Annotated in this window: 14 protein-coding genes and 1 CRISPR repeat array; of the genes, 9 read left to right on the top strand and 5 right to left on the bottom strand. The window is 69.3% G+C overall.

The genetic code is table 11. The features are described from left to right. Nucleotide 1 precedes the first annotated feature (1 nt). The gene (locus FHS44_RS37620; RefSeq protein ID WP_184724863.1) at nt 2-4,807 is read right to left on the bottom strand and encodes a non-ribosomal peptide synthetase; all 4,806 of its coding nucleotides are present in this window, start codon (nt 4,805-4,807) and stop codon (nt 2-4) included. A 630-nt stretch (nt 4,808-5,437) separates the two neighbouring features. Between FHS44_RS37620 and FHS44_RS37615 the strand changes: the two genes are divergently transcribed. From FHS44_RS37615 to FHS44_RS42610, 6 genes are read left to right on the top strand one after another with little or no spacing between them, the layout of a single operon-like run. Further along, the gene (locus FHS44_RS37615) at nt 5,438-7,201 is read left to right on the top strand and encodes a non-ribosomal peptide synthetase (RefSeq protein WP_184724860.1); all 1,764 of its coding nucleotides are present in this window, start codon (nt 5,438-5,440) and stop codon (nt 7,199-7,201) included. Next, nucleotides 7,191-8,582 (top strand): condensation domain-containing protein, encoded by a 1,392-nt coding sequence (locus FHS44_RS37610; protein WP_184724857.1) that lies wholly within the window; start codon nt 7,191-7,193, stop codon nt 8,580-8,582. The genes FHS44_RS37615 and FHS44_RS37610 overlap by 11 nt, the downstream gene beginning before the upstream one ends. Further along, nucleotides 8,582-9,337, top strand: a complete 756-nt coding sequence (locus FHS44_RS37605) for a thioesterase II family protein (protein ID WP_184724855.1) — start codon at nt 8,582-8,584, stop codon at nt 9,335-9,337. Before FHS44_RS37610 ends, FHS44_RS37605 begins: the two co-directional genes overlap by 1 nt. Then, the gene (locus FHS44_RS37600) at nt 9,334-11,124 is read left to right on the top strand and encodes a non-ribosomal peptide synthetase (RefSeq protein WP_184724852.1); all 1,791 of its coding nucleotides are present in this window, start codon (nt 9,334-9,336) and stop codon (nt 11,122-11,124) included. Before FHS44_RS37605 ends, FHS44_RS37600 begins: the two co-directional genes overlap by 4 nt. Next, the gene (locus FHS44_RS37595; protein WP_184724849.1) at nt 11,105-12,265 is read left to right on the top strand and encodes a cytochrome P450; all 1,161 of its coding nucleotides are present in this window, start codon (nt 11,105-11,107) and stop codon (nt 12,263-12,265) included. The genes FHS44_RS37600 and FHS44_RS37595 overlap by 20 nt, the downstream gene beginning before the upstream one ends. A 4-nt stretch (nt 12,266-12,269) precedes the next feature. Continuing rightward, nucleotides 12,270-13,379 carry a methyltransferase gene (locus FHS44_RS42610; RefSeq protein WP_184724846.1) on the top strand — a complete coding sequence of 370 codons (1,110 nt, stop codon included), beginning with the start codon at nt 12,270-12,272 and terminating at the stop codon, nt 13,377-13,379. Here the strand turns inward: FHS44_RS42610 and FHS44_RS37585 are convergent. Both FHS44_RS37585 and FHS44_RS37580 read right to left on the bottom strand, forming a co-directional pair. Continuing rightward, nucleotides 13,369-14,556 carry an MFS transporter gene (locus FHS44_RS37585; RefSeq protein WP_184724843.1) on the bottom strand — a complete coding sequence of 396 codons (1,188 nt, stop codon included), beginning with the start codon at nt 14,554-14,556 and terminating at the stop codon, nt 13,369-13,371. The genes FHS44_RS42610 and FHS44_RS37585 overlap by 11 nt on opposite strands. After that, a complete protein-coding gene (locus FHS44_RS37580; RefSeq protein ID WP_184724840.1) occupies nt 14,553-15,137 on the bottom strand; it encodes an ArsR/SmtB family transcription factor in 585 nt (194 codons plus the stop codon). The genes FHS44_RS37585 and FHS44_RS37580 overlap by 4 nt, the downstream gene beginning before the upstream one ends. A gap of 247 nt (nt 15,138-15,384) precedes the next feature. On the opposite strand from FHS44_RS37580, the gene FHS44_RS37575 reads away from it, so the two are divergent. Then, nucleotides 15,385-15,981 (top strand): hypothetical protein, encoded by a 597-nt coding sequence (locus FHS44_RS37575; protein ID WP_184724837.1) that lies wholly within the window; start codon nt 15,385-15,387, stop codon nt 15,979-15,981. A gap of 142 nt (nt 15,982-16,123) precedes the next feature. On the opposite strand, the gene FHS44_RS37570 is transcribed toward FHS44_RS37575, so the two are convergent. Continuing rightward, a complete protein-coding gene (locus FHS44_RS37570; RefSeq protein ID WP_184724834.1) occupies nt 16,124-18,436 on the bottom strand; it encodes an ATP-binding cassette domain-containing protein in 2,313 nt (770 codons plus the stop codon). Nucleotides 18,437-18,801: 365 nt separating this feature from the next. Next, nucleotides 18,802-19,292: direct repeats of the CRISPR family, unit length 29 nt; unit sequence GTTGCGAACCCTTCAGGGTGATGAGCGAC. Nucleotides 19,293-19,557: 265 nt separating this feature from the next. Here FHS44_RS37570 and FHS44_RS37565 point away from each other — a divergent pair. Then, nucleotides 19,558-20,109 (top strand): GNAT family N-acetyltransferase, encoded by a 552-nt coding sequence (locus FHS44_RS37565; protein WP_184724831.1) that lies wholly within the window; start codon nt 19,558-19,560, stop codon nt 20,107-20,109. On the opposite strand, the gene FHS44_RS37560 is transcribed toward FHS44_RS37565, so the two are convergent. Beyond that, nucleotides 20,064-21,338 (bottom strand): NsdA family TPR-like regulatory protein, encoded by a 1,275-nt coding sequence (locus tag FHS44_RS37560; RefSeq protein WP_184724828.1) that lies wholly within the window; start codon nt 21,336-21,338, stop codon nt 20,064-20,066. The genes FHS44_RS37565 and FHS44_RS37560 overlap by 46 nt on opposite strands. A gap of 999 nt (nt 21,339-22,337) precedes the next feature. Between FHS44_RS37560 and FHS44_RS37555 the strand changes: the two genes are divergently transcribed. Further along, nucleotides 22,338-22,598 (top strand): hypothetical protein, encoded by a 261-nt coding sequence (locus FHS44_RS37555; protein WP_184724825.1) that lies wholly within the window; start codon nt 22,338-22,340, stop codon nt 22,596-22,598. The last annotated feature ends 31 nt before the right edge of the window (nt 22,599-22,629 follow it).

The raw sequence follows: 22,629 nt of genomic DNA, 5'->3' as shown, positions 1-22,629 counted from the left end.
GTCAGTCCTCCCCGTCCGTGATGTCGGCCACGGCCGCCGCCCACTCGTGGTCGTCCAGCTCGGGCAGCGCGGCCACGGCCTCGGCCCGGCGCAGTACGGCCTGCGGGGACGACGCCTTCTCCAGCAGCACCGCCGCCTGCTCCGCGACCGTGCGGGCGGTGAAGAACACCCGGGGCGGTAGGTCGATCCGCAGCGCCACCGCGACCCGCGCCTTCACCTTGGCGATGGCGAACGAGTGCGCCCCCAGCTCGAACACGTCGTCCTCGGCGCCGACGGACGCCAGCCCGAGCACCCTTTCCCAGATGCCGGTGAGCGTGCGGTGCAGCGGGTCCGTTTCCGCTACGGCTTCTTGGCCGGTTGGGAGGGGGGTGAGGGTGTGGGGTGGTGGCAGGGCGGCGCGGTCGGTTTTGCCGTTGTGGGTGGTCGGCAGGGCCGGGAGGGTGAGGTAGGTGGTGGGGATCATGTAGTCGGGCAGGTGGGGGGTCAGGTGGGTGCGGATGTCGGTCGCCGTGAGGTTTTCTGCGGTGGTGAGGTAGGCGGTGAGGCGGAGGGTTCCGGTGGGGTCGGGGTGGGTGGTGACGGCGGCGTGGGTGATGTGGGGGTGGGTGGTGAGGACGTTTTCGATTTCGGTGAGTTCGATGCGGTAGCCGCGGATCTTGTGTTGGGTGTCGGTGCGGCGTTGGAACAGCAGCAGGCCATCGGGGGTGTAGGTGGCCAGGTCGCCGGTCCGATACAGCCTTCCGTTCGCGTAAGGGCGGAAGGCGGTGGCGGTGAGGGTGGGGCGGTTGAGGTAGCCGTGGGCGAGGCTGGGTCCGCTGATGCACACCTCCCCGGGTTCGCCTGGTTCGGTGACGAGGAGCCCGGTTTCGACGTCGATGAGGTGAACGGTCCGGTCGCCGATGGGGGTGCCGATGGGGATGGTGGGCCGGTTCAGGTCGGCTGCGGTGACGGGGTGGGCGGTGGCGAAGACGGTGCATTCGCTGGGCCCGTAGCAGTGGATCAACCTTGTGTCGGGCAGTTCGGTCAGGGCGGTGTGGACGTGGCGGACGGTGACGGCCTCTCCGCCGAACATCAGGTACTTGATTCCTGCCAGGTGGTGGGGGTTGGTCGTGATGATGGTGTTGAACGCGACCGTGGGCAGGAACAGGTGGGTGACGTTGTGGGCCTGCGCGGTCTCGGCGACGGATAGCGGGTCGCGGTTGGGGCCGGTGTGGATGACGATCCGCCCGCCCGTCAGTAGCGGCGGGAGGATCTCGACGAGGTTGCCGTCCCAGGACAGGGCCGAGTGCAGCAACGTGACGGCTTCTGGCCCCCAGGTGGCGTAAGACACGTTGGTGAAGAAGCCGGGGATGGCGCGGTGGGGGACCAGGGTTCCCTTGGGGTGACCGGTGGAGCCGGAGGTGTAGGGGATGTAGAAGACCCGCTCCGGATCGGCCGGGTGGGCCGGGTTGGTGTCGGGGTGGGCGGCGAGGTCCGTTAGATCCATGACCGGGGTGTCAGTCAACGTCCAGGGCTGTGTGGTGAGGATGACCGAGAGGTCGGGTTCGGTGGCCATCAGCGTCAACCGGGCGGACGGCAAACCGGGCTCTAACGGCACATACCCGGCTCCGGCTTTCAGGACGGCCAGCAGGGCGATGACGTAGGAGGCGCCGTGGGCCAGGTGCAACCCCACCAGATCCCCTGGGTTCACCCCGTGGGCGTTCAGCGCGTGGGCGAGGCGGTTGGCGGCGACGTTGAGTTCACCGTAGGTCAACGACACCCCATCGACCTCGGTCAGCGCGACGCGGTCGGGGTGCTCCCGGACCCGACGCTCGAACACCTCGTGCACCGGAAGCTCCACGGCCTCCCGTAGCGCGTCCCGCCACCCGGTGGTCAGTCCCTCGACCGTCGCGGCGTCGAACAGGTCCGTGCTGTACTCGACGACGCCGAAGATCCGCTCACCGTCGTCGGTGATCTGCCAGGTCAGGTCGAACTTCGACGTCCCGGTGGGAACCAGCTCCCGGGTCCCGTCCGCCTCGCCGAGCCGTACCGGACGGGCGTTGTGGCGGTGCATCTCGAAGGCGACCTGCGCGAAGGCGGCGCGTTCCCCGGAGTGGTCGCGGGCGACGCGGTCGAGGAGGAGCTGGAAGGGCACGTCCTGGTGGCCGAGGTCGGCCAGCACGTCCTCGCGCACCCGCCCGAGCAGCTCGCGGAAGCCCACGTCCGTCCGCGCCCGCACCCGCAGCGGGACCAGGTTGACGAAGTAGCCGATCAGGCCCTCCTCGTCGTGCTCCCGGTCCGCGACGGGCGTGGCGACGACGAGATCCTCCTGTCCGGTACGGCCCCGCAGCATCAGGCAGAAGGCGGCAAGCAGCACCATGAACGGCGTCGCGCCCTCCGCCCGCGCCAGGTCACGCACCCGCTCCGCGAGGTCGGCCCCCAGGTCGAACCGTACGGCGGCGCCCGACGGGGTCCGTTCCCCTGCGGCGCGGTCGGCGGGCAGGGCCAGCTCCCTCGGGGCGCCGTCGAGTCTGCGCTCCCAGTAGGCGAGTCCCTCGTCCAGGGCCAGGCGGCGCTGCCGTACGGCGTGGTCGCGGGGGCGGGTGGGCAGGTCGGCGAGCTGGGGTGAGCGGTCGGCGAGGTGGGCGGCGTAGAGCTCGGCGAGTTCGGTCTCGAAGACGCCGAGCGACCACTCGTCCCACACGATGTGGTGCAGGACGACCAGCAGCGCCCAGCCGTCCTCGCCGTCGCGCAGCAGCAGCGTCCTGAAGAGGGGGCCGTGCTCCAGGTCGAACGGCCTGCGGGCCTCGCGGGCGACGACCTCCTCCGAGTGGTCCTCGACGCCCAGCAGCACGGGGAAGGGGGACAGCACGACCTGCTCCGGCTCGCCGAGGGTGGCCGGGAAGACCGTGCGCAGCGCCTCGTGCCGTTCGACGAGCGCGGTCAGGGAGTGTTCGAGCGCCGGGACGTCGACAGGGCCACGCAGCCGGAACAGCCACGGCACGTTGTAGAGCGGCGCGCCCGGGTTCCACTGCTCGGCCAGCCACAGCGCGTGCTGCCCGAGGGAGAGCGGCCGGTCCTTCTCGTTCTCCTCGTACGGCGTGCGCTCGGGAGACGGCTGCTGCGGAGCCCGTTCGGCGTCGAGGCGGGTCGCGAGGTCGGACAGGACCGGGGTGTCGAAGACGGCCTGGGGAGACAGTCCCTTGCCGAAGTGGCCGAACAGCCTGGCGGTGATGCGGAGCGCGGCGAGCGAGTCACCGCCGAGCGCGAAGAAGTCGTCACCGCGTCCGATCGTCTCGACGCCGAGGACCTCCCGCCACAGGTCGGCCAGCAGCCGTTCTGTCTCGGTCCGCGGGGGTTCTCCCGCGCTGTGCGCCGGGCCGCGCGGGATCGGCGGCAGCGCGTCCCGGTCGAGCTTGCCGCCCTCGGTCAGCGGCAGCCGGTCGAGCGGCACCAGGTGCGCGGGCAGCAGGTAGGCGGGCAGCCGTTCGGCGAGGAAGGCCGTCAGCTCCCCGGTGTTCGGCGTCTCGGTCACCACGTAGCCGACCAGCCGGGTTCTCCCGTCCTCGTCGTGCTGCCCGATGACCGCGCATCGCCGTACCGCCGGATGCCCCTCAAGGACCCGCTGGGTCTCCGCGGGCTCGACGCGGTGTCCCCGGATCTTGACCTGGTCGTCGGTCCTGCCGAGGAACACCAGGTTCCCGTCCGCGTCGAGCCGGACGAGGTCGCCCGTGCGGTACATGCGCGCGCCGGGGGCACCGTACGGATCGGGCACGAACCGCTGGGCCGTGAGCCCCGGCCGCCCCGGATAGCCCAGGGCGAGGGGGCTTCCGCCGATGTGGAGTTCCCCGGCGACCCCGGGCGGGCAGGGGACGGACTCCGGGTCGAGCACGTGGAGCGTCCGGTCGCCGCATGCCGTGCCGATCGGGATCTCGTCCGTCACGACCTCGGTCACCTCGTGGACGGTCGCGGTGACCACGCACTCGGTCGGCCCGTAGGCGTTGAGGAGCCGCACGCCGGGGGCGTGCCGCAGCCACGCGCGGGCGGCCCTCGGGGACATCCGTTCGCTTCCGGAGATCATCAACCGCAGGCTGTGGCCCTCGGGCAGCCGGGTCCTGTCGAGTCCGAGGGCCAGCTCGTTCCAGTAGCCCGCGGGCAGGTTGGCGACGGTCACCCGCTCCCGGCGCAGCAGGTCAAGGAGGTCGCCGATCGCGGGCGCGCGTTCCGCGCCGAAGACGACGGTCGCGCCCACGGTCAGCGGCGCGAGCGCCTGCTCGACCGCGACGTCGACGTACGGCGGCGCGAACCGTAGGACGCGGTCGTCCTCGCGCAGCCCGAACCGCTCGGTGATCCCGGCGAGGTGCTCGCCGAGCGCGCCGTACGACACGCTGACGCCCTTGGGCCTGCCGGTCGTGCCGGAGGTGTAGACGAGGTAGGCGGCGTGCGCGCCCTCGTGCTCGGTTCCCTCCGGCTGGAGGTTCCAGGTGTCGTCGTCGGTTTCGTCGCTCAGGACGAGGCGGGTGGCGCTGTCCCGCAGGATGAACCGGTCACGGTCCTCGGGGGCCGTGGGATCGAGCGCGAGGTGCGTGGCGCCGACCCGCAGCACGGCGAGCAACGCGACCAGACCGTTCACCGGATCCTGAGCCCGCACGGCGACCACCTGTCCCGGTCCCACCCGATGCCCCCGGAGCGACCCGGCGAGTACGGCGGTACGCCGGTCGAGCGCCTCGTAGGAAAGGGTCAGCCGTGGGCCGACGACGGCGGGTCTGTCGGGATGCTCTTTAGCGCGGACAGCCAGTAAGGATTCCCACTCAGCTTTTCGTGACATATCGGTGACCTCGGAGTTCCGGACCCCCAATCCACGTGCTGCTTTGCTCGTGGAAAATGCCTTTGTCATGGCACGGAACTCCTCTGGAAATCGGGCTGATACTGCTGATGAGAATGTGGGGGCTGTGCGCTATAACCCGTTTCGGTTGTCCGCGAACGGCGGAGCTCTGGGCCGGGGGACGGCGCCCCGGTCCATGCGTTTTTCGCAACCTAAGGAATCCTTGCGCAAGCTATCTTGTCAAGGTGGTGGTGTCAAGAGGATGCCTTGACAGCAGGGTTTTCTGGCCCGCTCTACGCATTGGAGGCGCCCCGCTTGTCGGGTGGGGTTCCCTGCGACTGGAGGCGAGGTGAACACCTATTGAACGACCGGAATGGATTATGGATGTTGCGCTCGGTGAAACTATTGACACCGCAGGAATCAGTGCACAAGATGTGTTGCGCAAGAGTCCCTTAGGAGTTGATCTCTCAGGGAACGGGGTCCACGCTGTTTTGGCGCTATTGGATGCGCGTCCTAATGGAAGCGTGGTTGTGGGCTACCTGCATAAATTTCACCGGCGACTGCATGGCGTGATTTTCGGAAGGGTCCCGTGTCATGACCAAAACGTTCTCCAGGAGTCACGCCGATGGTGCGGTGCATGAGGTGTTCGAGCGCCGGGTCCGGGAGCACCCCGACCGTGTGGCGTTGACCGAGGCCGATGGCGGGTCGTTGACCTACGGTCAGCTCAACGCCGCCGCCAACCGGCTCGCGCACGCGCTGAACGCCCACGGGGTGAAGCCCGGGGACCTGGTCGGACTGCACCTGGCCCACGGCGCCTCCTACGTCATCGCCCTGCTGGCCGTCCTGAAGGCCGGAGCCGGATACGTCCCGCTGGAACCCGGCCTACCGTCCGCCCGGTTGACGCTGATGGCCACCGAACCCGACCTGGCCGTCATCCTCACCACCCAGCCCTGGACGCTGACGGCCACCCCGCTCCTGGACCCGACGTCCGTCGCCGCCCACCCCGACACCAACCCGGTCCACCCGGCCGATCCGGAGCGGGTCTTCTACATCCCCTACACCTCCGGTTCCACCGGCCAGCCCAAAGGCACCCTGGTTCCGCACCGCGCCATCCCCGGCTTCTTCACCAACGTGTCTTACGCCACCTGGGGAAGCGAAGCCGTCACCCTGCTGCACTCGGCGCTGTCCTGGGACGGCAACCTGGTCGAGATCCTGCCGCCCCTGCTCACCGGCGGCCGCATCATCATCCACACCGGTTCAAATCGGGATCCTTTGAGCGTCGCCGAGACCGCCCAAGCCCATCAGGTCACCCATTTGTTCCTGCCGACGGTCGCGTTCAACACCATCATCACGACCAACCCGCACCTACTCACAAACGTGCGATATCTGATGTTCGGCGGGGAAGCCGTCACCGTCCGCCACGTCCAGACCGCCCTCACCGAACTACCTGGTACAAGGCTGATCCACTGCTACGGGCCCAGCGAATGCACCGTCTTCGCCACCGCCCACCCCGTCACCCACGCCGACCTGGACCGGCCCACCATCCCCATCGGCACCCCCATCGGCGACCGGGCCGTCCACCTCATCGACGTCGAAACCGGACAGACCGTCACCGAACCCGGCCAGGCCGGAGAGGTGTGCATCAGCGGGCCCAGCCTCGCCCACGGCTACCTCAACCGCCCCACCCTCACCGCCACCGCCTTCCGCCCTTACGCGAACGGCAGGCTGTATCGGACCGGGGACCTGGCCACCTACACCCCTGATGGCCTGTTGTTGTTCCAGCGCCGCACCGACACCCAACACAAGATCCGCGGCTACCGCATCGAACTCACCGAAATCGAAAACGTCCTGACCACCCACCCCCACATCACCCACGCCGCCGTCACCACCCACCCCGACCCCACCGGAACCCTCCGCCTCACCGCCTACCTCACCACCACAGAAGACCTCACCGCCGCCGACATCCGCACCCACCTACAACCCCACCTGCCCGACTACATGATCCCCACCACCTACCTGCCGATCGCCCAGCTCCCCACCACCCACAACGGCAAAACCGACCGCGCCGCCCTGCCCCCACCCCACACCCTCACCCCCCTCCCAACCGGCCAGGAAGCCGCAGAGGAGGAGACCGGCCCGCTGCACCGCACGATCGCCGGGATCTGGAGAGAGGTCCTGGGGGTGCCCGCCGTGGGTTCGGCGGACAACTTCTTCACGCTGGGTGGGCACTCTCTGGCCGCCGTACGGCTGCTGTTCCTGGTGCGTGACCGGTTGAAGGTCGAGCTGACGCTCCGCGACCTGTACGAGGCCGATGACTTCGCGGCCTTCGTCACCCGGGTCGGTGAGCGGCTCCCCGCCGGTACGGAACTCACGGCAGAGTCGGCCGATGAGCGCTGAGCGGACCGGCCACGGCGCCCTGTCGCCCGCGCAGCACCGGCTCTGGTTCCTGCAGCAGTTCGACCCGGGATCGACACAGTACAACGTGTGCCTCGGCTACGAACTGCGCGGCGCGCTCGACGTCGCCGCCCTGCGGAGCGCACTGACCGAAGTGGTCGCCAGGCACGACGCCCTGCGCACGAGTTTCCCTGCGGAGCGGGGCCGCCCCGGGGCGCGGATCGAACCCCCCGGTGAGCAGGTGCCGCTGCCGTACGTCGAACTGACCTGGGAGGACGGCGACGCGGCCGCGCATGCCACAACGCAGGACGGCGACGCGGCTGTCAGCGCCGCGGAGTTCGCCGCCGGGCAGGTGGCGCGGCCTTTCGACCTGGCGGCCGGACCTCCGGTGCGGGCGCACCTGCTGCGGCTCGGCGCCGAGTCGCACATCCTGCTGCTGACGATGCACCACATCGTGGTGGACGCCTGGTCGGTGCAGATCATCCTGGCCGAGCTGGGGGCGCTGTACGCGGCGTACGTGAGCGGCGAGGAGGTCGAGCTGCCCGCCCCGCAGGCGCGCTACGCCGACTACGCGGCCTGGCAGAGCGGTCTGCTGCGCGGTGAGTACCTGGAGCGGGAGTTCGCCCACTGGCGGGAACAGCTCGCCGGGGCGCCCGCCGTACTCGATCTGCCGACGGACCGGCCACGGGCGGTGTCGCAGACGTTCGCGGGCGGCGAGTTGCCGGACGCGGTGCCGCCCCCGCTGGCCGTACGGCTGCGCGGGCTGACCGCCGAGCTGCGCAGCACGATGTTCGTCACCACCCTCACGGCCTTCATGATGCTGCTGGCCCGCTGGACCAGGACGGACGACGTCGTCATCGCCGTCCCCGTCGCGGGCCGGGCGAGGCCGGAGTTCCACGCGACAGTCGGGTTCTTCGTCAACACCGTCCCGCTGCGCGGCGACCTGTCGGGAGATCCGTCCTTCCGGCAGGCCGTCGCCCAGGTCGGTTCGGCCACGCTCGACGCGCTCGAACACGACGCGCTCCCCTTCGACATGCTGGTCGACCACCTCGGCGTCCCGCGTGACCCCACGTGCAACCCGCTGGTCCAGGTGGGATTCCAGCTCCTGCGCACCCCGCACCGCGCGCGGCCCGCGCGCTGGCACGACCTCGAGGTCGAGGAGTGGGACGGGGTGCGTCAGCAGGTCACCAGGCTCGACCTGGAGATGCACGTGCTCGACACCGCGGCGGAGACTGTCGAGACGCTGCTGTGCTACCGCACCGATCTGTTCGACCGACGTTCGGCGGAGGGCCTCCTCGCCGGATACCGCTCCTTTCTCGCCCAGGTCGTGGCCGATCCCGACCTGCCGCTGTCGAAGCTCGACGTCCGGAACGGGGGAATGTGATGACGGCGCCGATGCTGGTGACCGACTGGTTCTGGGTGCCCGTGCCCAGGCCGAACGCGGAGACCCGGCTGTTCTGCTTCCCGCACGCGGGCGGGGACGCCCCCGCCTTCGCCGACCTCGCCCGGGAGCTGCCCCCGGACATCGAGGTGTGGGCCGTACGGATGCCGGGCCGGGGCGGGCGCTTCACCGCGCCGCACGCCTCGGACGTGAACGAGCTGGTCGCCTGGATCAGCGCGGCGATGCGGCCGTTCGTCACCGGGAGATACGCGCTGCTCGGCCAGAGCCTGGGGGCGCTCGTCGCCTACAACGTGGCCAGGGAGCTGTCGCCGGAGAGTCCTCCCGACGCGTGCGTGCTGGCCGCGCTGCTGCCGCCCCACCTGTGGAACGGCCCGCCGGGGCCGACCGGTCAGCAGGACGTGGTCAGCTTCCTGACCTCGATCGACGACACCGTGGGCGAGGTGCTCTCCCATCCCGACCTGCGGGATCTCGTCCTGTCGGTCGTGCACGCCGACCTCAACCTGTGTCAGGACTACCTGCACCGGTGGGAGCCGTTGCTCGACTGCCCGGTGCTGGGCCTGGTCGGCAACGACGACCCGACGGTGAGCGGTGAGGAGATGACGGGCTGGGCGCGCAGCACGACGGGGCCGTTCAGCGTGCAGGTCTTCGACGGCGGTCACCTGGTGGTCCAGGCGGCCGGGGCCGTACTGGCACGGACGGTCGCCGACTTCCTGCGCGCCTCCGCGGGTGTGGCATGAGCCGGGCCGACGCTCCCGCCGTCATCACCGAGTCGGGCGTCCTGACCCACCGGGGCCTTGAGCGGCGGGCCGCGCACTACAGCGCGGCGCTGGTCCGCGCGGGACTGCGGCCAGGCGACGTGCTGGTGATCACCGTGCCGGACGGTCCCGACGCCGTGGCGGCGCTCCTCGCGGCCCGAGGGGCGCGCACGCCGTTCGTCTGGCTGAGCGCGGACCAGCCGCTCGAACGGCGCCTGTCGATCGTGGCCGACTGTTCCCCGGTCGCCGTGCTCGCCCCCGTGGGCGACGACCCCTTCCCCACGGCGCTCGTGCAGGTCGAGGGTGACGACGCGGTTGTCGTACGGCGGGCGGCGGGGCCCAGGAAGGAGACGGTGGTCCCCCCGGACACCGAGTACGTGGTGTACACCTCGGGCTCGACCGGGACGCCGAAGGGCATCGCGCAGCGCACCGGCAACCTCGACCAGCTCTCCCGCTGGTTCTCGGGCGAACTCGACACGCGTCAGGGCGCGCGGTTGCTCCAGTGGGCCAGGCTCACCTACGACGCCGCCTACATGGAGATCATGACGGCGGTGCACGGCGGGGCCGCGCTGGTCATCCCGCCGGGGGAGGTCAAGGGCGACCCGGCCCGCATCCACCGGTGGGTCGTCGAGCACGAGGTGACGCACCTGCAGACCGTGCCGAGCCTGTGCCGTCACCTGCTGGACGCCGCGGTGGGCACGGGACCGGTCGGCAGCGTGCGGACGCTGAGCCTGTTCGGCGAGTCGCTCCACGCCGACCTCGTGCGGGCCGTCCGCGAGTCCTTCCCCAAGGCGGCCGTGCACAACTTCTACGGGCCGACCGAGTGCATCCTCGCCACCGCGCAGCGGGTGCCGGACGACGCCGTCGATCCGATCTCGCTGGGCAGGCCCCTGCCCGGCCGGGAGATCCTGCTGACCGACGAGGACGGACGGCCGGTGCCGGACGGGGAGATCGGGGAGATCCGCGTCCGCAGCGGGTTCCTCGCCCACGGCTATCTCAACCGGCCCGACGAGACGCGCGAGGTCTTCCTGCCCGAGCAGATCTACCGCACCGGCGACCTGGCCCGCCGTACGGCCGACGGAGGGTTGCTCTTCGCGGGCCGGATCGACGACCAGGTCAAGATCAGGGGCGCGCGGGTCGAGCTGGGCGAGATCGAGGCGGCGCTGTACCGGGACCCGGCAGTCGCCCAGGCGGCCGTCAGGACCTACGGCGACACCCCGGAGACGCTGCGTCCGGCCGCCTACGTCCAGGCGCGTCCCGACGCGGTGATCGACGTCGCCGCGCTGCACCGGCGGCTGACCAGGACGCTGCCGACCTACATGATCCCGGCGGCGTACGTCATGGTCGAGGAGATGCCGCTGACCTCGACGGGCAAGATCGACCGGCTCAGGCTGCCCACCCCGGACGCCCCCGACGCCCGTGCCCGTGGCGTCGAGCCGGTGGCGTTCAGCACCGAGACCGAACGCGTGGTCGGCGACATCTGGTGCCAGGTCATCGGCTGCGAGCAGGTGGGGCCGGACGACGACTTCTTCACCGTCGGCGGTTACTCGCTGCTGGCGCCGCAGATCACGGCCGAGGTGCTGGAGCGGCTCGGGGTCGCGCTTCCGGTGCGGGCCCTGTTCGACCACCCGACCCTGCGGGAGCTGGCCGCCCGCGTCGACCACGAACTCGCGGGCGCGCCGTACGAGACGGCTTCGTCAGAAACAGCACCGTCCGAGACGGCGGACCAGACAGGGGAAAGGAACCCCGATGCTGCTGGACACCTATGACCTCACCGACGCCGGGTTCTGGGCCAGGGACGACGCCTACGCGATCCTCGACGAGATCCGGTGCGAGGGAGCGGTCCAGCGGCACGAGTCGTCCCAGGAGGGACCGCTGTGGGCGGTGCTGACCCACCGCGAGTCGCTCGCGGTCCTCGGGGACGCCAGGACCTACAGCTCACAGGGCGGTTCGCTGCTGGGCACCGGGTACGGTCCCCCGGCAGGGGCCGGGCGGATGATGGCGCTGAGCGACCCGCCGAAACACCGTGCCTACCGGGACCCGGTGATGCCGTTCTTCTCGGCCCGGCGCTCGGGCCAGCTTGAGGAGCGCATCCGCGACCTGACCGAGCGGGTCGTCGAACGGCTGCTGCTCAGGGAGAAGATCGACTTCGTCAGCGACATCGGGGCCGTCGTCCCGCTCACCGTGATGTGCGACCTCATGGGCATCCCCGACGAGGACCGCGACGAGGTCGTGGAGATGTGCGACCAGGCCTTCCTCGGGCGCAACCCGGCCGAGCGGCGTGCCGCGCACCAGCGGCTGCTGCCGTACCTGCTGCAACTGGCGATGGAGCGCAAGGCCGCGCCGAAGGACGACGTCATCAGCGCGCTCGCCGCCTCGCTCGAACTCGACGAGGTGGTGCTGAACTGCGACAACATCATCGTGGGCGGCATCCAGACCGTACGGCACACGGCCGCCATGGCGATGCTCGCCCTGGTGAGGCACCCCGACGCCTGGCGGGAGCTGGACGGCAAGGCCGACCCGAAGGTCGCCACCGAGGAGCTGCTGCGGTGGACCTCCGTCGGGCTGCACGTCCTGCGCACCGCGAAGACCGACGTCGAGCTGGCCGGGCAGAGAATACGCGCGGGCGACCGGGTCGTGGTGTGGACCCCCGGGGCCAACCGCGACACCGTGGTCTTCGAGGACCCACACCGCCTCGACCTCGACCGGCATCCGAACCGGCACATCGCCTTCGGCTGGGGCGAGCACTACTGCATCGGGGGGCCGCTGGCCAGGACCGAGCTGCGGGTGCTGTTCACGGAACTGTCCAGGCTGGTGGCGGAGGTGGAACCGCTCGGGGAGCCCGAGTACAACTCCTCCATCATCAACTTCGGGCTGGATTCCTTCCCCGTCCGGCTGCACCGCAGGTGACGCCGTGTGGGATCCGGGCGCCCAGGTGGCGCGGGCACGTGGCGTCCAGTCCCTGCGCTCCCTCGGCGAGGCGCTGCGCGAGGTGGGGTTCACCGAGAAGGAGACGGTCCGCGCCCTGTCCGCCGAGGACCCGGCGGAGCTGCTGAGCAACGCTGCCTTCTACGCGGTCTGCTCGGCGGAACGAGTTCCCGAGCTGCTCACGAGCGCGGCGGGCGTCATGGTCCAGCTCTTCGTGCGCAACGGCGGGGTGCCCGCCGACCTCTACGCGCGGACGGTGCCCATCGCGCTGCGCGGGCTGCTCGCCGAGCTGGAGCTGGTCGCCGAGCGGGACGGGACGGTGACGTCGGAGGTCTCCGTCTCGCCGGGCCGTTCCATGTATCTCCTGTCCGACCAGCTCTTCCGGGGCGACGCCTCGATCACCATGGCCGGCAGGTCCACGCTGGTCATGCCGCCGCACGCGTCGAGCTTCGAGCTGCTGGACAATCTCGGCGCCGTCGAAGGCAGGCTCCTCGACGTCGGGTGCGGCTGCGGGATCCTGGCGCTGGCGCTGCGGGAGAGCTGCTCCTCGGTCGTCGGGGTTGACCTCAACCCGAGGGCGGTCGCGTACTCCCAGGTGAATGCCCTGGTCAACGGGCTCGACGCCGACTTCCTCCCGGCCGACCTGCGCTCCGGGCTCGCGGTCGGCGACCTGGCCGACCACCTGGTGTTCAACAGCCCGACCGGCCCGACCCACCACGCGGAGACGGAGATCGGCTGGATGAGCGCCGAGCACGCGCTCACGTTCGTGGCCGCCGCCATGCCCGCCGTGCTCCGTCCTGGGGGTACGGCACGCGTACTGCTGATCGTGGAGGTACCCGAGGGCGCCGGGGCGGTGACGGAACTGGTGCGAACCTGGGTGCCGGGGGAGCGGGACGTCCAGGTGGCCGAGCTGCGCGGCTCCCCACTTGCGGTCTCCGCCACGGCCCTGGCCAGGGGCAGACTCGACCCGGGCTGCCTCATGGCGGACGGCATGGCCGGGGCCGCACGCCTGGTGGACCACCTGCGCGAGCGCCGAATCCGCGAGGTGGTCCCCACCCTGGTGACGATCCGGGAGGCGGACCCCGTCAGGCGGTGACGAGTTTGGGGGCCCTGCGTAGGAGCACGGCCCCCGACAGGGTCAGGACCGCGCAGCAGACGGCCAGCAGGATGCGGTAGTCGACAGAGGCGATGAGCGCGGCGCCGAGCGCGATGGAGAGCGTCTGCGGCCCGACCGTCGCCAGGTCGGCCGCGGCGGCGACCCTGCCGAGGATCTGCTGCGGCGTCGAACGCTGCCAGGCCGTTGTGTAGCCGACCACCAGCCACGGAACCCCGCAGCCGATCATCGCGAACCCCGCGACGACCACCGGCAGGAACGGCGTGGTCAGCAGCGCCGTGCCCAGGGCGACCGTCAGCAGGCCCGCACCGACCGACCTGGCCTCGCCGTACCTGCGGATCATCGTGGCGACGACGAGGCCGCCGCAGATGCCGCCCGCGCCCTGGACCGACATCAGGACACCGAAGAACGAGGCCGGGCGCTGCAGGCCGTACTCGATGACCGCGAAGTCCACCGTGTCCAGCAGACCGATCACCGCGAAGCTGGCGGCGACGGCGACCGTGGTGAAGGCCACCAGGGGGGTGCTCGCGATCTGCCGGAACCCCGCCATGATCTCCCGCCTGAACGGCTCGCGCTCCTGGGGCGGGGTGGGGGCGCCCTCCTCGACGCGCAGGGTGAGGAGGATGACGACGGCGACGGCGAAGGTGAGCGCGTCGAGCACCGCGAGCGTGTGGCCGCCGACCGCGGTGTAGACGGCGGCGCCGACCAGCGGGCTGAACAGCCGGATGCCCTCGCCGACAGTCCGGATCGCGGCGTTCGCCCCGGCCAGTTCCTCACCGGACAGGATCTGCTTGACCAGCCCCACCTGGGCCGGACGTATCAGGATGAAGGAGAGACCGTATCCCAGGGCTACCGCGTAGATGATCCACAGGTCGGCCTCGGAACGCACCCGCAGCAGGGCCAGCACGCCCAGGCCCGCGACGAGGTTGACCGCGATGAGCAGCGGCTTGCGGCGTAATCGGTCCACGATGTGGCCCGCGAACGGGGTGAGGACGACCGGCAGGGACAGGCAGAGGAACACCATCCCCGCCGCGGCGTTCTCACCGGTCAGGTCCTTGGCCCAGATGCCCAGCGACAGGTAGAGCGCGCTGTCGCCGAAGGTGCTGAGTGACTGGCCGACCAGGAGCCTGCGGAAACGCGGATTGGCGAGAGCGCTCATGCGGGGGGCGCCGGGTCGTCGGCGGGTTCGGGATAGTCCTCGGCGCTGCTGGCCATGAACAGTCGCACCGGCCGCGCGCCCTCGGGCCGCAGCTCGGCCTTCTCGACCCGGTCGAGGTATCCCATGACCATCGACCTGAGGAACTCCCTGAACTCCGACAACTCCGTCGGGGTCATCCAGAGGGTGGCGCCCAGGATCAGGCTCGCGTGCTGCCACTCCTCAGGCTCGGACTCCATGCGCCCGCGCCAGGCCCGCAGGCGCGTGAACTCTTTTTCGAGGAACACCTCCGCCAGGGCGTTTCCCGTCGGGGTGTTCTCCGCGGCGGAGGCGATCGACTGGACGGGTTTGGCCAGCCGCCACGGCTTCTCCCGGGTGTGGGAGGGGGCCCGTTCGATGAAGCCGTACTCGGCGAGGGTGCGCAGATGGAACGAGCAACTGGCGACGCTCTCTCCGGTCACCTCCGCACAGCGTGTAGCGGTGGCCGTGCCCAGAACTCCGAGTGCTTCGAGCAACGCGAGCCTGATGGGATGTGCCAGGGCGCGCAGTGCGCGCGGATCGGCGATGGCGGGGTGCTCGTCCATGGCGCCATTATGATGAGACAAGAAACCTTTCGCAAGGATTCTTTAGAATGCGCAACTGGTTGACGCGCCGTCACCTGCGGGGTGCGGGAGTGACTGTCGTGTGACAGTCGGTTGACCCGTCATGACCTGCGGTTCGGTACGGCATCCATGCCCGATTGTTCTGGCGGCGGATCGATCGAACCATCTCGGGAGGCCGTACGTCTGACATTCCATGAAGATCCTGACAACCTGCACCCTCGCCGTTGTCATGGCTACTGTCATGGCTCCCGCCCTCGCGTTCGCGTCCTCCTCCGGCTCCCCGGGGGCGATCCCGCCGGGGTTCCTGCTGTACGAGAAGGCCGCCGCGCAGAAGAGCGCCACCGGCATGTGGTCGGTCAGCCAGGCCAGGGACGCCAAGCTCGTGGTGAACCCCTGCTACACCGGGTCACCGGCCGCCGCGGGCAGGATCGCGGCCCGCACGGTCACCTACGTCGCGGTCTCCGACCAGCGCTCCGAGCAGGTGATCCTCTACAACTCGCCGAAGGCCGCCGCCCAGGCCCTGGCCGACGTGCGCAGGGCCCTGGTCCGCTGCCCCGCCCTCCAGACCTCCCAGACGGCCTACCGCTACTCCGGCACCCCCCTCGCCCTCGGCGACGAGGGCCTGGCCGTGTCCGGGCAGCTCTACCAGGGAGGCAAGGCCAAGGTCGGTGGCGAGCGGGTCGTCCTGACGCGGCGCGGCAACGCGCTGGTCGCCTACGCGAGGTCCGGCGAGTGGGGCGCCCCCGACAAGACGGACTTCGCCCACCAGACCAAGGACGCCCACACCATGCTCGCCAAGATCTGCCAGGTGGCCAGGTGCTCCTGACGCCCTTTGATGCCGTACGGCTCCCGCCGTACGACATGACTCCCTGAGACCGTGGCCTCCTGGATCCGTGTTCCCTGAGGTTTCTCGATTGCCGTTGTGGAAGGCGCCGGGCGTCGTGGTGGCGACGCCCGGCGTTCCGTGGTCAGGCTCCGACGTAGGTCGCCAGGTGCTCCCCGGTGAGGGTCGAACGGGCGGCGACGAGTTCGGCGGGCGTGCCCTGGAAGACGATCCGGCCGCCGTCGTGACCGGCACCCGGGCCGAGGTCGATGATCCAGTCGGCGTGCGCCATCACCGCCTGGTGGTGCTCGATGACGATGACCGACTTGCCGGAGTCGACGAGCCGGTCCAGCAGACCGAGCAACTGCTCCACGTCCGCGAGGTGCAGACCGGTCGTCGGCTCGTCGAGGACGTAGACGCCGCCCTTCTCCGCCATGTGCGTGGCCAGCTTGAGCCGCTGCCGCTCGCCACCGGACAGCGTCGTGAGCGGCTGACCCAGGCTGATGTAGCCGAGCCCGACGTCCACGAGCCGCTTGAGGATGGCGTGCGCGGCGGGGGTACGCGCCTCACCCGAGCCGAAGAACTGCTCCGCCTCGCTCACCGACATCGCGAGCACCTGGCTGATGTCCCGGCCGCCGAAGTGGTGGTCGAGCACCGACGCCTGGAAGCGCTTGCCCTCGCACTCCTCACAGGTGGTCGCCACCCCGGCCATCATCGCCAGGTCGGTGTAGATGACGCCCGCGCCGTTGCAGTTGGGGCAGGCGCCCTCGGAGTTGGCGCTGAACAGCGCGGGCTTGACGCCGTTGGCCTTCGCGAACGCCTTGCGGATCGGGTCGAGCAGCCCGGTGTAGGTCGCCGGATTGCTCCGCCGCGAACCCCGGATCGCACCCTGGTCGATCGAGACCACACCCGCGCCCGCCGGGATCGACCCGTGCACGAGCGAACTCTTGCCAGACCCGGCGACGCCGGTGACCACGACGAGCACCCCGAGCGGGATGTCCACGTCCACGTTCTGGAGGTTGTGCGCCGTCGCACCACGGACCTCCAGCGCGCCGGACGGCGTGCGCACCTTCTCCTTCAGGGAGGCCCGGTCGTCGAGATGACGGCCCGTGAGAGTGCCGCTGGCCCGCAGCTCCTCGACGCTCCCCTCGAAACAGACAGTGCCGCCCGCCGTACCGGCACCCGGGCCGAGATCGACGACGTGGTCGGCGATGGCGATGGCCTCGGGCTTGTGCTCGACGACGAGCACGGTGTTGCCCTTGTCCCGCAGCCGGAGCAGCAGGTCGTTCATCCGCTGGATGTCGTGCGGGTGCAGACCCGTCGTCGGCTCGTCGAAGACGTAGGTGACGTCGGTCAGCGAGGAGCCGAGGTGCCGGATCATCTTGGTGCGCTGAGCCTCACCACCCGACAGCGTGCCCGAGGGCCGGTCAAGAGAGAGGTAGCCGAGCCCGATCTCCACGAACGAGTCGAGGGTCTGCTGCAGCGTGGCGAGCAGCGGCGCGACCGAGACGTCGTCGATGCCGCGTACCCACTTGGCCAGGTCGCTGATCTGCATCGCGCAGGCCTCGGCGATGTTGACGCCCTTGATCCGCGAGGAGCGCGCGGCCTCGTTGAGCCGGGTGCCACCGCACTCGGGACAGGCCGTGAAGGTCACCGCCCGATCGACGAACGCCCGGATGTGCGGCTGCAACGCCTCCTTGTCCTTGGCCAGGAACGCCTTCTGGACCCTGGGGATCAGCCCCTCGTAGGTGAGGTTCATGTTCTCGACCTTCACCTTGGTCTGTTCCCGGTACAGGAAGTCGTGCAGCTCGGTCTCGCTGTAGTCGCGGATGGGCTTGTCCGGGTCCATGAAGCCGGAGGCGGTGAAGACCCGCACCATCCAGCCGTCCGCGGTGTAGCCGGGGATGGTGATCGCGCCCTCGTTGAGCGACTTGCTCGCGTCGTAGAGCTGGGTCAGGTCGATGTCGGTAACCCGGCCCATGCCCTCGCAGCGCGGACAGGCCCCCGCGGGGAGGTTGAAGCTGTAGTGGAACGACGGCCCGGCGCTCGGCTCGCCGAGCCTGCTGAAGACGATCCGCAGCATCGCGTTGGCGTCGGTCGCGGTGCCCACGGTCGAACGGGAGTTGGCGCCCATCCGCTCCTGGTCCACGATGATCGCCGTGGTCAGCCCTTCGAGAAGGTCAACCTCCGGCCGCGCCAGCGTGGGCATGAAGCCCTGCACGAAGGCGCTGTAGGTCTCGTTGATCAACCGCTGCGACTCGGCGGCGATCGTGCCGAACACCAGCGAACTCTTGCCCGACCCGGAGACCCCGGTGAACACCGTCAGCCGCCGCTTGGGGATCTCGACGCTGACGTCCTTGAGGTTGTTCTCCCGGGCCCCCTGCACGCGGATCAGGTCATGACTGTCGGCGTTGTGCGGTGCGGGCGACTGCGTGTCCGTTCTGATGGCCTTGCTCAACGTCTCTCCATCCGTCTGGGGACCGCCTTCACGGTCTTCCTTCGGCGTCGCCTGGGTTGTTCGGGGATCTCCGCCATGGCCGGAACCGTCCGATGGGCACACCGCGAAGCGAAGCTCACGACTCACGGCGATGGTGGGAACACCCGCGGGATTCACACGGGCGTTGGATGCTTTCGCGGGGGTGGGGTGCCATCCGGACGATCAAGGCAGGGGGAGAGACCCGGAAACAGACCCTAGCCCGATCTGAAGGGCTTCGAGCACTATGCGAGCTTCTTTCCCCCAACTTTTCGCACAAATTTTCCCACGCCCCGAAAGCTGCGGGTCCTGGGCCGGGGGCGGGGTCGTGTCATCGGCGGCCGAGAGGCCGGGTGAACCCTTCAGGGTGATGAGCGACCTTGCTCTTCGGGCTCGGCGCCAGCGTCGCGGCCATCGGGTTGCGAACTCTTCAGGGTGATGAGCGACGGCCCGGATGGCAGGTCGGAGCGCACCGTCTCCAGTGTTGCGAACCCTTCAGGGTGATGAGCGACGCCATCATTGCCGCAGGTCGCCACATCATCAAGAGGGTTGCGAACCCTTCAGGGTGATGAGCGACGTGCGTCATGAGGTCGCGTACCGCGCGGCCGAGATCGGTTGCGAACCCTCCAGGGTGATGAGCGACGACCAGGACATAACGCGCTGGCCGAGATCAGGCAGAAGTTGCGAACCCTTCAGGGTGATGAGCGACTTGCGGCGGCCCGCGCTCAACAGGACGCTCACATCGCCTGTTGCGAACCCTTCAGGGTGATGAGCGACCTCCCCCAGCAGGGTCTTGCCGCCCGGGGTCAGGCGTTGCGAACCCTTCAGGGTGATGAGCGACCCGAGGGTAAAGCCCCAGGTCAGGCAGGGCGAAGTGCGGGTGGGGTGGGCCGGTTCTGCAGCAGTCCGGCGGTCGTGCAGAGGTGCAGGTCAGAGTGTTGATCATCTTTGGGTACGGCCCGGCGTATGGAGCTCTGTCCATGATGACGGGCTCACGGGTGAGAAGTCGAATGTTCCGAGCTTCGCGTCGTCCACAAAGGCGTTCCACTTGAAAACGCCGGGTTCTCTGCTTTTCTCGGGCGGGTGGATGTGGTGAGGATGTGTCCATGAGCCAGGTGGAGATGAGCCGTCTCGGCCCCGGGAGCACCCGGGAGCATTTCGATGAGATCCAGCGGGTCTACGCTGTCGTGTTCCCCGGCTATGACCTGGAGGATCACAGGCGGCGAACTCTCCGGCAGACCGAGTCGGCCGGATTCGAGGCGGTCACAGCGCGAGAGAACGGCGTGCTGGTCGGCTTCGCCTATGGCCTGCCGCTCTCGGCACGCTCGACCTGGTGGGACGGGCTCCGGCCGCCCCCGCCTGACGGTTTTGCCGTCGAGACCGGGCGGCGGACGTTCGCGGTGATTGATCTGGCGGTGCTGCCGTCCCATCGAGGCCAGGGACTCGGCAAGCGTCTGATGGATGAGTTGCTCAGCTCGCGTCCCGAGGAACGGGCGACGCTGGCCACCGTTTCGGACAATCAGCAAGCGCAACGCATGTACGAACGATGGGGCTGGAAACCGATAGGCCAGACCCCGGGGGTTGAAGGTGAGACCTCGGACGCGTTCGACCTTTACGTGATCGCCCTGCGCCCTGAGGCGGCGAGCAGCTCTCGATAATCGGCTACCGCGTGCGTACGCCATTCGGCCGTGGGCACTGCTTCAAGAACACCGTTGGCCAATCGCGTCACCATGACGGTTCGTTGCTCGGCCGGATAAGACTGATACACAGCCTGAGCATGTCGAATTCCTTCGCTCACATCGCCAGAACGCGTGTATCCCGCAGCTTGGAGAAGGGCTAGTTGAGCACGGAAGCGAGGGTTGGGGTCAGAGGGGTCCAACGCCTCGTGTGTGTGATTCACTGCTTCGTCGAGCCGATCTCGGTTACCGAGATATGCATGCACCCATGCTTGGGAGTAACTCAGGCGTTCGGCTCCCCAACTTTCGATGGTTCGACCCTGACGGGTGCTTGTGACCGAATCGGGCAGACGCTCGAACACCTCGGCACAACGGCGAAGTTCGGCTGTCGCCTCGGCGGACCTGCCGAGGGTCGCCAATATTTGCGCACGGGTGGCCGAGATCCCGGCAACTCCCCGATAAGCGGAGTCGCCGTAGTAATTGAGTGCGGCGTCGGCGTGACGTAGCAGAACCGGCGCGGGGCGTTGATCGTAGAGCCCGTGAATCAGTTGCTCCGCTTTGATCCATGAGCCCAGGTCAGGGTCTCCAGATAGTTCCGCAGCGTTCAAAGCGGTCGCCCACCACTGACGGGCCTGCCGGGACTGCTCAAGGTTGCACAGCGTCTTCGCCATGAGCAGTGACAGGCCACCGGTGACCCGGCACCACGAGCTGAACATCCGGCTGTGATCTCCTGCACGGGACATGGCCTGCTTGACCGCTACAAGATCGGCTGCCACCTCGCCGAGCATCTGCTGTGGAGGGGTCAGCCGGTAGCCGTAGCCGTGCTCGGAAACGGCCTCCTCCCACATCTCCACGTCGAGACGCTCATCTCGCCCCAGCGACAGGCCAACGCTGTCCCGGATCGTCTGGAGCGAGTCGAAGACCGGTGGCGAGGCGACACCAAGCGTCGCCAGAGCTTGCAGGAGCCTTCGTCGTTCCATCTCATCGTCCTCGTGTGACGCCCGTTTCTTGGAGAATAGGTCGTCTTCGGGGAGATTGAACACCTGGGCATACACCGCTGCCCAGTCGCGGGGGTAATGCTTACCTTTCTCCCAGTCACGGATCGATCGGGCCAGGGAAGTGACCATCGAGGCGTCGCATCCGGCCTCTTTGAGCAGGTGGCGGGCCATCTCGTTCTTGTTCCAACGGCGCTTCTCACGCTCAACCTGCAAGCGTGACGCCCATGCCGGACGTTCTGGCAGAGATGTCGCCATATCACCCGCCCATCGGAGAGGGGCGGAGAGAAAGTCTCCGCCTTTGTCTCCGTCATTTTCCGTTACGGACGGTGTTTTCGCTGAGGTTCACTGTCAAAGCCCAAAAACGACAGCGGCCCCGGACGCGGTGTTCTCCCACCGGCCGGGGCCTTGATCAGGAAGGTAACTCCTGACGTGAGCAAGAGTAGTGCTCCGGTCAGCGACCGGAACACATCGAGCCAGGACGGCTGCGGCTGCTTCGCCGACGCCATACCCCTGCCCATGGGATGCGCCCGCTGCGGGCATTCGCCGTACGCCCATGGTTGTTCGCAGCAGGACGGGCACGAGTATGTGCAACCGTCCGGGCTGTTGATGAACGCCCGTCTCCAGGCTCGTCGTGGGTACGGCCCGCAGATCCTTCCCGCTCCCCGGCCCCCGGTGGAGGTCGCGCCAGGGGAGGTGGTTCCGCTGGTGCCCGCCCAGCGTCGTCCCGTTCCTGAGCTGGACCCCGAGCCGGGATCGCCCGCGGCGGCCCCGGCCGCGCACGCCGTACCGGATGACCTGCCCGGCCTTTCGGAAACCGCTCCCGAGCTGGATCGCGCACCGATCCCCGCCGATATCCCGCCTGCCGCTCCGGCCCAGGCTCCGAGCGCTACGCCTCCTGTCGTCGCTCCGGCCTTCGCGACCGTTCGGCCTGCTCGTCCGCCGCTGTCCCGGCGAACCCGGCGTTCTTTCCCCCGCGTTCCCCGGTCCGGGATCTCCTGGGCCAGGCTGAGCCGCCCCGGTCTTTCCCCAGGTGGAGTACGGCCCGCGACCGGCAGGTGCCGCGTTCCCCGAACTTCTACGACCTGTCGGCCCGGCCTCCACAGGGCGGTGCCGTACGGTGCGCACCTTTCTTTCTCTTGTCCCGTAGGGCAGGCCCGTCTGGCGATCACCTCGTCGGCCAGAGCCTCTGATCGGATCACGGAGGTCCAGATCATGCACAACACCCCCGCTTCCACCCCGGCGATCCCGGGCTGGCGGTTGATCGTCAGCGACACCGGACGGTACTGGGCCATCCGCAACCGGGCCTTCCCGCGCGTCGCTCTGCGGGCCGGGGTGGAACCGGCGGTGGACGCCGACACCTTCGAGGAGGTCCAGGCCGCCGTCGCCGAGCAGGAGGACAAGGCCCGCGTCGCCGTGGCCGCCGCCGAGAAGACCGCCGTGGCCGCCGTCGAGACGACGGGGCCGGTCTCGTGACGGGGCGGCATCGGGACGGCCAGCCGTACGC

Origin of the sequence: Streptosporangium saharense, from assembly GCF_014203715.1 — a bacterium.
GTDB lineage: Bacteria > Actinomycetota > Actinomycetes > Streptosporangiales > Streptosporangiaceae > Streptosporangium > Streptosporangium saharense.
The sequence above is the reverse complement of the archived record's forward strand: the minus strand, read 5'-3'. Positions and strand labels throughout refer to the sequence as shown.

What these genes read in the sequence shown, in the direction of transcription:
- FHS44_RS37620 (WP_184724863.1), bottom strand. Translation starts at nt 4,807, where the DNA reads ATGTCACGAAAAGCTGAGTGGGAATCCTTACTGGCTGTCCGCGCTAAA.
- FHS44_RS37610 (WP_184724857.1), top strand. Translation starts at nt 7,191, where the DNA reads ATGAGCGCTGAGCGGACCGGCCACGGCGCCCTGTCGCCCGCGCAGCAC.
- FHS44_RS37605 (WP_184724855.1), top strand. Translation starts at nt 8,582, where the DNA reads ATGACGGCGCCGATGCTGGTGACCGACTGGTTCTGGGTGCCCGTGCCC.
- FHS44_RS37600 (WP_184724852.1), top strand. Translation starts at nt 9,334, where the DNA reads ATGAGCCGGGCCGACGCTCCCGCCGTCATCACCGAGTCGGGCGTCCTG.
- FHS44_RS37595 (WP_184724849.1), top strand. Translation starts at nt 11,105, where the DNA reads ATGCTGCTGGACACCTATGACCTCACCGACGCCGGGTTCTGGGCCAGG.
- FHS44_RS37585 (WP_184724843.1), bottom strand. Translation starts at nt 14,556, where the DNA reads ATGAGCGCTCTCGCCAATCCGCGTTTCCGCAGGCTCCTGGTCGGCCAG.
- FHS44_RS37580 (WP_184724840.1), bottom strand. Translation starts at nt 15,137, where the DNA reads ATGGACGAGCACCCCGCCATCGCCGATCCGCGCGCACTGCGCGCCCTG.
- FHS44_RS37575 (WP_184724837.1), top strand. Translation starts at nt 15,385, where the DNA reads ATGGCTACTGTCATGGCTCCCGCCCTCGCGTTCGCGTCCTCCTCCGGC.
- FHS44_RS37565 (WP_184724831.1), top strand. Translation starts at nt 19,558, where the DNA reads ATGAGCCAGGTGGAGATGAGCCGTCTCGGCCCCGGGAGCACCCGGGAG.
- FHS44_RS37555 (WP_184724825.1), top strand. Translation starts at nt 22,338, where the DNA reads ATGCACAACACCCCCGCTTCCACCCCGGCGATCCCGGGCTGGCGGTTG.